Raw genomic sequence first — 13189 nt, 5'->3', positions numbered from 1 at the left:
AAGCTAAGATTTTAATATACCCCCTAAATAAAAATTCACATCAACTAGCACCCGCAAGAGGTGCTAGTTGATGTGAATTTCGTTATTGAAAGTGAAATGAGCTTACACATCCAAGTTATTGATGATACCTAATATTTGATGATCTGTCCATTTGCCATTAATCTTTATATTTTCTTTAGCTATACCTTCTTTTTTAAACCCTACTTTTTCTAATACCCAAATAGATGCTATATTATCAGGCAGAGCTTCTGTTGTATAGCCCTTTGCATTATACTCCTTATCTAAAGTAAATCCCGTATAACAACTTTGGACGTCTCCCCTAGCAATTTGAGTTAATGAAATGTCTCCGATAAGTTTATCAGTCTCTTTTAAAAAGATTCCAAAAGGATATACTAGCCCTTCCTCTGTCTTTTTTAATGCCTGTTCAATGCGTATTTTTTGATGTTCTTCTGTATAAAAGGCTTCTGGGAGTAATGGACAAACTCGTTGGAAAAATTCGCGATTTCTAGTATGTAATTTAGCTAACTCGTTGGCGTCAGAAATCTTGTAAAGTCGAATATATATTTGTTGTCCTACTAGTTTCATAAAACTCCTCCGACAGCATTTTAATACAATTTTATCATGGTTAATGAAAGAAAAAATTGATAAATATCGCATTCATCTCAAAATACCCCATTAAGAAAGAAGAAAAGACACTCATATAAGAGTGTCCTTTCTGATAGTTTTTTTAGCAGAAGCAAGCAGCCCCAACTATGATTAATAAAATAAATAATACAACTAATAAAGCAAATCCTCCAGCAAAGCCGCCACAACTACCACCAAATCCCATAATAGTTCCTCCTGTAGATAAGAAGGGAAAACTAGGGTTCACTCATATATTTTAATGGATTCAATTTACTTTATGTTTTTACACATGAATTGAGCAGGTCCTTTTAAAAATAAGCTGTTTTCATAGTAAGGATTACAGCACGAAACAGTCAATGAACGGAAAAAACAACGTGTAAAGAAAGGAATTTACCACGTTCAACACGTTAATAACTTTCATAACCGTTTGAAAACTTGGATGGAACGTTTCAAAGGAGTCGCAACGAAATATCTGGACAATTATCTTTACTGGTTCCGTTGGCTCGAACTTGGCATTTGAAAATCGAGTTGAACAAATGCTTATTTCAGTGTGTCAAAAATCGAATAATACAACAGTTGAAATGCTTCGTATTGCATAAGTTTACGAAAACAGCCAAAAATAAAGAGAAGACACCTTAAGGTGCCTTACTCCAACTTGAACCATCTTAATTTTAATACTATGTATTGGACTCCCATCCAACATTATTGTATCACACTGGTGTATAACGATTGTTGAGAAATACGATTCAAAATCACGCCTTTTAAAAGAACAACTCAATACAACAAATTATTGAATTATTCAACTTGCACTATATTCTCCTTTAATTACAAAAAACGAACCTCGAATTGTTCCAGCAAGTTTAGACTTCTGCCTAGCAAACTTAAATTTCTCTTCTAACTCCTTTGGTATCTCCATTCCCTCAGAAAGCTTAAATCCAACAGCCCGCTTCTTCGGATTATCCAACGTATACATGACGTTAACTGCAAGACCATCCTCATAAAAGACATAGGCAAATTTAATATTTTCCACTTGAAAACACGATGTTTCTAAAGGTTTAGCCGCAAACTCAATATCACGTTCTTCTTTCAAAATGCGATTCACATAATCAAGAGTCTCCTCACTTTCACTAGCTGGTACAACCGTAAATTCATGCTTATATTTGTTCATAAAGTAACGAGCTTCATGGGCGCGTAAACCAGCCAGCGCTTCTGCTACAGGTGAAGATTCTAAACCGGCTGTAGTTACATTTTTAAAATCTACGATATTGGACAATTCCATCTCTCCTTTTAACTCTTTACTTCCTAACAACTGGAATCCATATTTCACCAAATACTAGGCCGTTTCGCTGCCCCATCTCAACTGTTGTATTTGGCCCACCAACATAGGCAAAATCTTTTGCTTCTGCTAATGTTTGACCAAATGCAATACCAGTAAGCTTATTACTTAACTCCTCAGATGTCTTGCCCTCCCCTTTAACTACTAGGTATTCTCCCCTCGGAAACTGGATAACTCTAGATTCTTCTTGTATCGTTGCCTCTGTCATGATACCAGCGTAATACATCATCTTGTTATTCACCGCTTCACTCACAGCAAAAATGTAATCATTTGTAGCTAAAGTTTTTAAAGTGTCCAACCTTCCATCTTGTTCGACGGCTAGCCAAAAGTCTGCCTTTTCCTTGTTTATGCCCGCAAAGTCTGTGTAGTGGCTCTTAAGTTCAGTTCCAATACCTAACACGATAAAACTATCTTTTTCTTCTATTGTATAATTTTTCATATTCAAAACCTTCCTCACTTTTAAATGAATCAAACGATTTATCTTTTCACTTGATGAGTTTATAATATCCTTAAATCATGTCAAAAAATGATACTGTTTAGGAGCGCAAAATGAAAAAAGTTGAACGAATTAATACTATCATGCGGTACATCAACAACCGCTCCCACTTTACAATTTCTGAAATCATACAAGAATTTAACATCTCACGATCGACAGCTATTAGAGACATTAGAGAAATTGAAGCTATGGGAATGCCGCTTGTCGCTGAAGTTGGAAGAGATGGAGGTTATTCTGTCATGCATAACTCTATCCTGCCCGTTGTTCGCTTTACCGATAATGAGGTTAAAGCTCTTTTTATTGCCTTTATGGCCACAAGAAATCAACAACTCCCTTATCTAAAGAGTCGTCAATCTTTAGCTGAAAAACTACTAGGACTCATCTCAGAAAACCAGCAGGATGACCTTGTTGTTTTAAATCAGCTCTTGCTTTTTGAAGGGACTAATCCCCATAATCCGGACCTACTTGAGCTTTCTGACCTCCCTCATCCTATGTTAGAAAAACTCATCCAAATCCTTCTTTTGGATAGCCCTTTATTGATTACCATAAAAGAAGAGAAGGAAATCAAGTCTTATCCAGTTTATCTATTGCACCTTTATAAAGAAAAAAGCCATTGGATAATTGAAGGCTTTGACTTAAAGGAAGAAAAGAAGAAAATATTTCCTGTCGACCATCTCACCAATGTCGAACCCTACAAACCGAAACAAAGATTAAGTAAGAAAAAGATTTTAGAAAAACTAAGTAAGAGGGACGAAGCAATTAACCTTGTAATTGAACTTGGTCCAAAAGCGATTGCCCAGTTCAAAAAATATCATCCTTTAAAAGTTTCAATTTCCTATACAGATCCTTACCAATCCACAGCCATTCTAAAGACTTTTATCAATGTTAACAATCTCGATGAATTGACAGAAATAATAAATTGGCTACTTTTCCTAGGTGGGGATATCAAGGTCAGAGAAATGCCCGAAGAAGCCTTAGAAATTTTACAAGAGAGATTATGCTTATATTGCCCATAAGCAGTGATCAGTTAAACCCAAAATAATATTGAGTTTGACTAGATGCCCGTTGCCCCTAATTTCAAACATCTAGTAAAAATATTTTATTTGCTACCGCCGCTTTAAACGCTCTTCTAGGAATAAAGCCAACACAAAAAAGACATGAACTAATCTTTGTTCATGTCTTTTTATATTAGAGTTTAATCTTCGTTAAAATTCGAGTGTGGATTTATCTTATCCATAAGATCTTTCATTCTTTTTTCATATTCCACTATTTTTGAACTAAAACCAACAATAGTGAATTAGAATAATGACTTAATACTTGCTAAGACAGTAAGTATACCTATAACAATGACAAATACATTGCTCATTTTCCCTCTGTATTTAGCTAGTACTGGTACTTTACGAATCGCATACATTGGTAATAGACACAAGATAGCAGCCACTAACGGACCGCTAAGGGCATCAATGATTCCAAGAATACTTGGGTTTGCATAAGCTACATACCAGCATGTTAATACGACAAAAGTAAGAATCATTGTCTTAACTGTTTTTTCTCCTATATCTTTCCCACGTTTTTTACCGGACTTGATAATCATGTCACGCATTACCTCATACGCTCCTATATAATGGCCAAGGAAAGACTTTGTAATAGCCACAAACGCAATGATAGGAGCTGCAATAGTGATTACAGGCGAATTAAGCTCATTAGCAAGATATGATAGGATTGACAAGTTCTGTTCTTTTGCCACCTTAAGATCATCTGGAGTCAAACTTAAAGTACTGCTCCAAACAAAGAACATAACAACAGCGAATGTCATGATATAACAAACTTTTTGTATTTGAGCACACTTGGCATCAGTAGCGTCTATTCCATACGTAGCTCTCTGTTTCACAACAAATGATGAAATCATAGGTGAATGATTAAATGAGAATACTATGATTGGCAGTATCATCAATATCGTTCCCAAATATCCTGTTCCTGTTGAAGTAGTAGAAACACTTGAAAAGCTAAGCATTGACGTATTCCACTGTGGAATTAAAGATATTGCGATAAAAAGTAGAGAAGCTATGAAAGGATACACTAGCATACTCATGATTTTCACAGTAATATCTTGACCAAAATTTAGTATAGCTATAAGGCCGAGCACTAATACAAGAGATAAAATGGCCCTTGGGGGCTCCGGCATGTGCAATTGATGCACGATAAAACTACTCGCAGTATTTGTAAGTGCAACCGAATACATCAGCACGATCGTATAAATTGAAACGAAATATACTATGTTAAAAATTATACTTGCCTTATTTCCGAAATACTCTCTTATTGTACCTGTAATCCCCTCATCAGCAGAATTAGAAGCGTATATCATTTTAGCAAGTGCCCTATGTGAATAATACATAACAGGAAATGCAAGTATGGTAATTAACAGTAATGATAATAAACCACCTGAACCTGCATTAATAGGTAAAAAGAGTACTCCTGCTCCAATTGCTGTTCCAAAAAGGCTCAATGCCCAGGTAGTATCTTGTTTATGCCACTTTTTAGGATCTAGATAATTCTCATTTTTCACTGCAGTATTTTCAGCTTGAAATTCTATTTTTTTTGCAGTATTCCCATTCATATAATAAATCCCCCTTGTATCCTATTCTTACGTCTCTTTTTAGGCTTAAGAATATAGACCATTCTTAAAAAATGAATCACTTACTAGGTGCACCACATTGTAAACGATTCCACCTAAACCTGTTTGCGAGGTATTTATCCTCCAACCCTATACTTCGTCAACATTGATGATATTGTGTACACCAGCTAATACGATGTCCGCTGCTACTAAACTATCTTGAAGAAATTCCCCTTCTGGTCACACACCTTTCTGCAATTAATCGTTTCAGTCTGTCCAACTTTAAAATGTTTGATATTTTCTCCGTAGGTAACCGATTACCTCTCGACGCCCTCATTATAACGTTTATATTTGCGAGTCTAATATTTTTTTATTTTTAGAAAGACAGAATAAACAGAATTATGAATAGATAATAAATTACAATTAGTATATAGCAGTTGTGTCTATTTTTTGAAGCTGTATTAGTTAGCAAAAAGGGGAAAATAATACAGATATCATTTTTGTTAACACGTTAATTATATTGGGAACTCATTATAAAGATAGTTATATTCCCCTTTGCTGAAACATCTTATTTTAGATGTAAAAACTGTTATAATAAATAATCACTGTAGATATAAAGGAATAAATTAAGAAAACATAAAATCATCTAAATGAATATTTATTACTAACGTCGAATTAATATACATTTTTCAGAAAAAAAGAACTTCTTTTTTCAAGGAGCCTCTACATCTTCTAAAATGATTGACATGTTACGCCTTTCAAAAGGATAACACCATAAGTTTCCATTTACTATATGTAATATTTATTAAGTGTAGTTTTTTTCTAAATATGCATAATTTCATGTTTAGAAAAAGATAGTATACTGTCGTATTGTGTAATAAATATATAGCCCACCTATGGAAATAGGCATACAAAAACGTCACCCTTTTCTATGAGGAAACAGAAAGAATAGCACATTTTTCATTTTAGGGGGGATTTTATTTTGTTAGCTTGATAGCGATGTGGTTGTTCCCCTTAAACTATAAACGTATTTTGTAAACGGGTTTATGCTGTTCAGAACTTTGCAACGGAACCACTTCTTTCATCAAAGCCTCTTAAGATTTTTCTCGCATAATCTCTCGTCTTTCATGCTAAATGCGTTTATAACAATACTTGTCGAGTTGCCCCAATTGTTGAACAAAGAAATACTCTACAAAATAGATCTTTCGATTAAACTTTTTACAAATTATCAATCTTTATTATTAATGATTAGACTGATTTATAAATTATCGAATCTTATTTTAAACCCACAGTAGTTGGAGGAAGTTTGACGCTAACAGATAATACACCTCCTGGAATATCAGAAAGATAAAAAATGGCCTCTTAGAGACATGCTGTCCTAAGAGGCCATTCTTATCAATCTTTATTTTAAAATCAACCGTTTTAAAGCGATTGTATATGGCTTACGAAAATACTTACTGTGCTTTCTTAAACGTGAGTGATTTACCTTTTGTTTCTTTTACTAGCATTATACATGAAATTGAAATAATACTTGAGATGACTAAATAAATTGAAATTGGGATGGAGCTATTAAATTTATTTAGGAGACTTAATGAAATTAATGGTGCCAATGACCCTGCCAAAATTGGTGCTACTTGATAACATAAAGACAAAGCTGTATATCTGATGTGCGTTGGAAATAACTCTGTCATTAATGCGGAGTATGGTGCATACGTCATCGATTGTATGAATAAACCAATAGTAATGGCAGTCATAATTAACCAATCATTTCCTGTATCCATCATTGGAAACCCGATAAATCCCCAAAATGCAGTTAAAACGGCTCCTGTCATATAGATTGGCTTCCGTCCCCACACATCACTTAAGTGTCCCATTAAGGGGATGAGGAAAAAGTGAATTGCATGAGCACCAAACATTAATAATAAAATTTGTGAAGTATCTTTATCGACAACAAGTTTTAAATAACTAATGGAGAAAGTGACAACTATATAGTATAAGATGTTTTCTGCAAAACGAGCTCCAATACCAGCAATAATCGCTTTTTTATGGTCTTTAAGCACTTCTATAACACCTAATTGTTGTTTTTCTAATTGAGCTTGTTTTTCTTGTGACTCTTTGAAAATAGGGGCATCGTCTACACTTTTACGAATCCAAAGACCAATTAGGACGACAACAGCAGAGAACCAAAATGCTACACGCCAACCCCAGTCCATAAATTGCTCTGGGCTTAAATTTTTAGATAAAAGTAAAAGGATAATTGTTGCTATTAAATTTCCTAATGGCACGCCTGCCTGGGGCCAGCTTGCCCAATACCCACGTCTATCACTAGGGCTGTGCTCAGATACTAAAATAACAGCTCCACCCCATTCTCCGCCGAAAGCAAATCCTTGAATTAAACGTAAAGTAACGAGTAAGATCGGAGCCCAATATCCAATACTACCGAATGTCGGAATACATCCCATTAAGAAAGTCGTTATTCCAACGATAATTAAACTAATCTGTAATAAATTTTTACGCCCAAATTTATCACCATAATGACCAAAAACAAGTCCGCCAATAGGTCTAGCTATAAAACCTACCGCATAGAGAGCAAATGCAGCCAGGATGCCGTCAATAGCACTTCCCGTTTGTTGGAAAAATAATTCTCCAAAAACGAGAGCCGAAGCGGTACCATATAAGAAAAATTCATACCATTCAGCCACAGATCCAATCATCGATGCAACAACAACTTTTTTTAACTGCTTATTATCTGTTTTCCCCATGTTTACTCCCCCAAAAAAGCAGATTCATATTATTATGAATGAACGTACCAAATTACTTTTGTCCGCACATATTGTTCAAAAGCTTCTAATCCATTGTCTTTGCCACCAAAGCCAGATTGTTTAAAGCCATCAAATGGAGTAGTGATATCGCCTTCACTAAAACCATTCACAGAAACGGTACCGGCTTTAATGGCACGTGCCACGCGCATCGTCCGCTGTACATTTTGGCTATAAAAAGAAGCAGCTAACCCATAAGAGCTGTTATTGGCAAGTTCAATTGCTTCTTCTTCCGTTTCGAACGTACTAACCGCTAAAATCGGACCAAATACTTCATTTTGGAACAAGGTCATGTCAGCGGTTACATTTTCAAAAATAGTTGGTTCTATGTACCAGCCACTACCCACATCACTGTGAATGTTCCCTCCAGCGACTAAGCTACCCCCTTCTTGAAGCGTAATATCCAAAAACGATTTCACTTTATTAAAGTGTGCTTCTTCAATCATGGGGCCAATGGCAACTGACTCATCCATCGGGTTACCCAATTTCCAGTTTGTCAAGCCAGACTTTAATTTTTCTAACAATTCCTCTTTGACAGATTCATGCACGATCAAACGGGAACCACAACTACAGTTTTCACTCATATTCCAAAAGGCAGCTGATAAAATATGCGGAACAGCCGCATCCAAGTCAGCATCTTCAAACACGACTTGTGGGCTTTTACCACCACACTCTAAGACAATTTCTTTGAGGTTACTTTCTGCTGAATATTTTAAGAAATACCTGCCGACTTCCGTTGAACCAGTAAATGATACAATGTCCACATCCATGTGTCGCCCTAATGGTTCGCCTACTTTTTCGCCTAAACCACATACTAAGCTTAAAGCGCCTCTTGGAACACCCGCTTCATAAGCAAGTTCAATCATACGGTAAGCACTGAGTGAAGTTAATTCCGCCGGTTTCACAATGACAGAATTCCCTGCAGCTAATGCAGGTGCCACTTTCCAAGCAAACATTTGCGCGGGAAAGTTCCAAGGTAATACCGCACCAACAACGCCAATCGGTTCAGTAACAATCAAGCCCAAAGCATCTTTACCCGTAGGAGCGACTTTGCCAAAGAGTTTATCAATCGCTTCAGCGTACCAATAAAACGTATCGATCGTTGCTGGCATGTCAGTATTTAAACATTCAGTAATCGGTTTTCCAGCATCTATACAATCTAAGGCAGCCAGTTCTTCGCTATGTTCTTCGAGCAATTGCGCCCAGCGAATCATCACTTTCTTACGCTCATTAGGGGATAATTGACTCCAAATCCCTTCTTCAAATGTCTCCCTCGCCACTTTAACAGCCGCATCCACATCCCGCTCATCTCCATCAGCAATATAGCCAATGAAGCTGTTATCGATGGGAGTGCGATTTTCTAATTTGTCGGCAGCACTCTTAAAACCATCAATTAAGTTGCCGGCCCATAGCTTTCCTTCTTTAGCAAGGGCAAAAATTTGTTCTCTTGATACAGTCATTTGTCTCTCCTCCAGATTATTTATTAAAGAAAGCTAAGAATTCCACCTTTTCCTCTTCTGATAAATCAGATAATGGAAGTCGTACCGCGCCAACGTTGATCTCACCTTTCAGGCAGCCTAGTTTGGCTTTTTGGTTATAGTTTCCAGATTCCATTGAATGAATAGCAGGGTAGACTTCGCGCATAATTTGTCGAGCCTTGTCCCAGTCACCAGATTGCGCAGCATTAAACATGGCAACTTGCTCTTCTGGGAACACATTCCCTGCACCAGCAATCCAGCTTTTCGCACCCCAGAAGAAAAAGTCTACAGCTTGATCATCACAGCCACAAATCACTTCAAAATTCTCAAATGGGGTTTGTAGCAAGCGTAAAGCACGACTAAAGTCACCACTACTCTCTTTAATAGCGACGATATTCAGATTTTTCGACAGATGCACCACAGTGTCATGCTCAATTTCAATGCCAATGCGAGCAGGAAAATTGTACATGATAATCGGTAAATCGGTTGCTGATGCTACAGTTTCGTAATGGGCAATCACACCCGTTTGATCAGGCAGGCTATAAGGAGTTGGTGATAACATTAAGCCTTCATAACCCAATTCTTTCGCTTGTTTGGCACGGTTAACCGCTCCTTCGGTTGATAAATCATTGATACCTGCAATTAAAGTTACGCGTCCTTTAGCCACTTCTGCCACAGTTTTTAAAACGTTTTCACGTTCAGCTTCGTTTAAGGCGTAATATTCGCCAGTCGTTCCACACACTACTAAACCAGTAACACCTTTATCAATAAACGTGTTAGTCAGTTTCTTTAAAGTATCTACATCTAAACTTTTATCGTTTTTAAACGGGGTAACCAACGGAACTAAAATACCATGAAAATTCATCTTCATTCTCCTCAAGTGTTTATTCTTTTTAGTAATAGATTACTTCAATCAGAAATCATTTTTGAAGTGATACTTCAATTATTTACGATAATAACACACCGATTTTTTATTGTAAATGGAATTTTCAGAATATTTTTGAAGATATTCTTCTTTTTTGAGCTAGTATCACTTACTATTTAAGTGGCACTTCATTTTAAAGTGAATTTTGGCACATCGATTTCTTGTTATCGTTCTTTAATTAGAGCTATTGTGTTATTCTTATGAACGTGTGCTCCTTGTATTTAGGATTTGGACAGAAGTACCAAACCTAGTTTTAAGGGGTTTTCACATAGCTAATCAGTTCAACAATCTATAAACTAACCATTAACATACATTTATTCAAAAATATCTTAACTAACTTTTTTATTTTCATCATGAGGTTACATCCAGCACCTTACTAAATAAATTTTCCTAGAATAGTAATCATGATTAATGTCAGTAGCGGGAGTGGATAAAAGTGAACGATTTAATTGGAGTAAAAATAAAGAGTTTGAGAAAAGAGCGTAAGTTAACATTAAAACAAATTGCTGATCAGACGAATCTTTCAATCAGCTTTTTATCGCAAGTCGAACGATCAAAATCATCCATAACACTCGAATCATTGAAAAAAATTTCTGAAGCACTCGGTGTCAATCCGAGCTACTTTTTTTCAGAGTCCGAAAAGCAGACAACACCAACAGTTATGAGAAACATCATTAGTAAGACGAACACTCTACATAACCAATTTTTTTATAGAGATTTAGCGGGCAACATTGAAAATCCACTATTTAATCCCATTTTAGTTTTGCTTAACCCAGGTGCTCAAAGAGAGGAATCTTATTCACATTCGGGGCAAGAATTTCTATACATTCTAGAAGGAAAACTGACGATCATCATTGACAAAGAGGAGCATGTTTTGAATCCTTATGATTGTATTTTCCTAGATTCAACAACACCTCACAATTGGGTGAATAAAACAGATTCGATTGTAAAACTCCTTTGCGTTTCAAGTATTCCTGTGTAAATTTCAACAGGTTCATTAGACATGATCTATGATTGGGGTAGCTGCGAGTCATTCGTCCGAATCACTCGCAGCCCTTTCCAAACCTGGTTGAATCTTCAATATTACTGCATCAGTAACTTCAAATTTCTTTTTAAGAATTGGACATAGTCCTTCTTTTCGCTTTCCTTGTACAGGGAAAGCAAAGTCTCTATAGACTTCAGATGTTTCTAATGAGTAGTTATCTATTTTAGTATAAAAGTAACTAGTTCCATCAATATAATCTGACTTCCTAAGAAATTGTAGAATTAATTGCTGGACAAGTCTGTCCAAAATGAAGTGAAGTTTATTTATCGACTATTCGGAATAGAGAAAACACTTGTACGGGAACCATATAAAAAATACCGGCATCCTTCCCATGAAGAATACCGGTACTTCTCATTTATCCCGCTATTTGTGGGCAGTAAGACTCCCACTGATTAAAGTTTCACTTTATCACCCATACAAAACCGCATGAAATACGCCTAACAGTAAGTATTCATCTTGTATATAATCCCCATCATATACATTCATCTCGATGTAATACATATCTTCCTCAAGACGAATATTCCAATCTGCGATTACATAGCCCTTTCGTAATAACTTTCCAAGCCCAAGTGAAGTTTTGTGAACAACATATTCTTCTGTCTTATATGTAAAGGTAAATAAGAAATTTGCATCCAATAACTTTCCGTCACATACAATCATTTCATGCTCTGCATCATTATTATCGATGTACGTTACTAAAATCTTTCTTTGACGCTGCCTACTTATATCCTTTGCAATAACGCGAATATTGTCCTTACTATCCTTTATTTCATAAATGATATTACTACCAACTTTCGGAATGAAGTCTAGCACTTTCATCAGCACATTTTTATAATAGCCCCGTACTACGCCTACTTGCTCGCTTCCATTGTAAACCTCTACTGGCGTCGTGTCCGCTTTACTATCACACAGTCGCTTGTAAGAAAGCTGCATCATTCGCTCTCCTCTTAAGTACTGATCAAACGTCACAGGATATTCTATCGCGCGCAGTTCCTTATTTAGCCCATACAAATAGCGTTGAACGCTCTCTACTAATGTTGTAGTAGATATACGCTCCTGAAGTTCAAATTGTTGCCAACTGGAAGAAACCCTCCACTGATTGTCCTCTTCATAGAAGAAACCAAGAATTACGTCATCACAGTCACTCGTTTCATAATTCATATGTACGCTCTGCCCGTGTTGAACTTGTTCCATCCACTGTCCTAAATAAATGCCCAGCTCTGCGACCTTCATGCATGACTTTTGAAAAAATACTCTGTCACCCACACAAATCGTTAAATCCCCTTCGATAAAGCCCTTTGCATAAGCAACATACCGTGGCTCATCCTTCTGTGGAATATCCTTGTCTATTTCAAACGAAAACGTTAACATCCTTTACTCACCTCTAGTTGTTACACAGCTCACACATGACATCGCATCACTCTGAGAAACTATGTATATACATATATTTAATTAACGCACTATAATGCATGAATGACCTTAGCATAGTAGCGCTATTTTTTCTTCGCGAACTCCCTCAAAACAATATACTTCCACCATCTCCAAGGAAGTAATTTTTTCATCATAATAGCAAACTTTACCCCTTTTCCAATTGGATAACGGAGCGTAGTTTTTTGCGATTGTAATAGAAATAATTGAAATGCATGTAATGAGTGTACATCTAATTGTTCAATTTGTATATGTTCCGCAAGATGTAGTGCGGTAGCTGATTCTGGTGCAAACACTCCACAACGTTTGTAAGTAACTTAGATATACTGATACTAGTACTCTAAAAAAGGATCCTGATTAGTCAGGACCCTTTCTTCTCTTTTACAGAGACATTTTGTGCATTGCATTGATTTTATGACGATTA

11 protein-coding genes and 2 pseudogenes are annotated in these 13189 nt (G+C 36.3%); 3 read left to right on the top strand and 10 right to left on the bottom strand.

Annotated elements, in window-relative coordinates:
* Window positions 1-102: 102 nt before the first annotated feature.
* Both CDB3_RS07585 and CDB3_RS07580 read right to left on the bottom strand, forming a co-directional pair.
* Window positions 103-585 carry a GNAT family N-acetyltransferase gene (locus tag CDB3_RS07585; protein ID WP_128853974.1) on the bottom strand — a complete coding sequence of 161 codons (483 nt, stop codon included), beginning with the start codon at window positions 583-585 and terminating at the stop codon, window positions 103-105.
* 142 nt (window positions 586-727) lie between these two features.
* A complete protein-coding gene (locus tag CDB3_RS07580; protein ID WP_071720039.1) occupies window positions 728-829 on the bottom strand; it encodes a YjcZ family sporulation protein in 102 nt (33 codons plus the stop codon).
* A 129-nt stretch (window positions 830-958) separates the two neighbouring features.
* Here CDB3_RS07580 and CDB3_RS07575 point away from each other — a divergent pair.
* Window positions 959-1223: pseudogene (locus tag CDB3_RS07575) on the top strand (transposase); the annotation flags it as partial.
* Window positions 1224-1423: 200 nt separating this feature from the next.
* Here the strand turns inward: CDB3_RS07575 and CDB3_RS07570 are convergent.
* Complete coding sequence (locus CDB3_RS07570) at window positions 1424-1933, bottom strand: DUF8821 family protein (RefSeq protein ID WP_128854012.1); 510 nt, start codon at window positions 1931-1933, stop codon at window positions 1424-1426.
* A complete protein-coding gene (locus tag CDB3_RS07565) occupies window positions 1920-2399 on the bottom strand; it encodes a GyrI-like domain-containing protein (RefSeq protein ID WP_128853973.1) in 480 nt (159 codons plus the stop codon). Before CDB3_RS07565 ends, CDB3_RS07570 begins: the two co-directional genes overlap by 14 nt.
* Window positions 2400-2509: 110 nt before the next feature.
* Here CDB3_RS07565 and CDB3_RS07560 point away from each other — a divergent pair, with 110 nt between their 5' ends.
* Window positions 2510-3472 (top strand): helix-turn-helix transcriptional regulator, encoded by a 963-nt coding sequence (locus tag CDB3_RS07560; protein WP_128853972.1) that lies wholly within the window; start codon window positions 2510-2512, stop codon window positions 3470-3472.
* A gap of 281 nt (window positions 3473-3753) precedes the next feature.
* On the opposite strand, the gene CDB3_RS07555 is transcribed toward CDB3_RS07560, so the two are convergent.
* The 4 genes from CDB3_RS07555 to dapA all read right to left on the bottom strand — a co-directional run bounded on the left by CDB3_RS07555 (window position 3754) and on the right by dapA (window position 10232).
* Entirely contained in the window at window positions 3754-5073 is a 1320-nt protein-coding gene (locus CDB3_RS07555; protein WP_097832612.1) for an aromatic amino acid transport family protein, read from the bottom strand.
* Window positions 5074-6524: 1451 nt separating this feature from the next.
* The gene (abaF, locus tag CDB3_RS07550; RefSeq protein WP_128853971.1) at window positions 6525-7832 is read right to left on the bottom strand and encodes a fosfomycin efflux MFS transporter AbaF; all 1308 of its coding nucleotides are present in this window, start codon (window positions 7830-7832) and stop codon (window positions 6525-6527) included.
* A gap of 32 nt (window positions 7833-7864) precedes the next feature.
* Window positions 7865-9349, bottom strand: coding sequence for an aldehyde dehydrogenase (locus tag CDB3_RS07545; protein ID WP_128853970.1), 1485 nt, complete (start codon window positions 9347-9349; stop codon window positions 7865-7867).
* Between the two features lie 16 nt (window positions 9350-9365).
* Window positions 9366-10232, bottom strand: coding sequence for a 4-hydroxy-tetrahydrodipicolinate synthase (gene dapA, locus CDB3_RS07540; RefSeq protein ID WP_128853969.1), 867 nt, complete (start codon window positions 10230-10232; stop codon window positions 9366-9368).
* Window positions 10233-10728: 496 nt separating this feature from the next.
* Here dapA and CDB3_RS07535 point away from each other — a divergent pair, with 496 nt between their 5' ends.
* Complete coding sequence (locus tag CDB3_RS07535) at window positions 10729-11274, top strand: helix-turn-helix domain-containing protein (protein ID WP_128853968.1); 546 nt, start codon at window positions 10729-10731, stop codon at window positions 11272-11274.
* Window positions 11275-11745: 471 nt separating this feature from the next.
* Here the strand turns inward: CDB3_RS07535 and CDB3_RS07525 are convergent, their stop codons facing one another.
* Together CDB3_RS07525 and CDB3_RS32215 are read right to left on the bottom strand one after the other, a co-directional pair.
* A complete protein-coding gene (locus tag CDB3_RS07525) occupies window positions 11746-12708 on the bottom strand; it encodes a tubby C-terminal domain-like protein (RefSeq protein WP_128853967.1) in 963 nt (320 codons plus the stop codon).
* 122 nt (window positions 12709-12830) lie between these two features.
* Window positions 12831-12950 (bottom strand): annotated as a pseudogene (locus CDB3_RS32215) (short-chain dehydrogenase); the annotation flags it as partial.
* Window positions 12951-13189 lie beyond the last annotated feature (239 nt).

The organism is Bacillus sp. CDB3 (assembly GCF_002081505.1).
Lineage (GTDB): Bacteria > Bacillota > Bacilli > Bacillales > Bacillaceae_G > Bacillus_A > Bacillus_A cereus_AT.
The sequence above is the reverse complement of the archived record's forward strand: the minus strand, read 5'-3'. Positions and strand labels throughout refer to the sequence as shown.

Excerpts from the sequence above, each read along its gene's own strand:
- CDB3_RS07555 (WP_097832612.1), bottom strand. The coding sequence starts at position 5,073 with ATGAATGGGAATACTGCAAAAAAAATAGAATTTCAAGCTGAAAATACT.
- CDB3_RS07560 (WP_128853972.1), top strand. The coding sequence starts at position 2,510 with ATGAAAAAAGTTGAACGAATTAATACTATCATGCGGTACATCAACAAC.
- abaF (WP_128853971.1), bottom strand. The coding sequence starts at position 7,832 with ATGGGGAAAACAGATAATAAGCAGTTAAAAAAAGTTGTTGTTGCATCG.
- CDB3_RS07580 (WP_071720039.1), bottom strand. The coding sequence starts at position 829 with ATGGGATTTGGTGGTAGTTGTGGCGGCTTTGCTGGAGGATTTGCTTTA.
- CDB3_RS07525 (WP_128853967.1), bottom strand. The coding sequence starts at position 12,708 with ATGTTAACGTTTTCGTTTGAAATAGACAAGGATATTCCACAGAAGGAT.
- CDB3_RS07585 (WP_128853974.1), bottom strand. The coding sequence starts at position 585 with ATGAAACTAGTAGGACAACAAATATATATTCGACTTTACAAGATTTCT.
- CDB3_RS07545 (WP_128853970.1), bottom strand. The coding sequence starts at position 9,349 with ATGACTGTATCAAGAGAACAAATTTTTGCCCTTGCTAAAGAAGGAAAG.
- CDB3_RS07565 (WP_128853973.1), bottom strand. The coding sequence starts at position 2,399 with ATGAAAAATTATACAATAGAAGAAAAAGATAGTTTTATCGTGTTAGGT.
- dapA (WP_128853969.1), bottom strand. The coding sequence starts at position 10,232 with ATGAATTTTCATGGTATTTTAGTTCCGTTGGTTACCCCGTTTAAAAAC.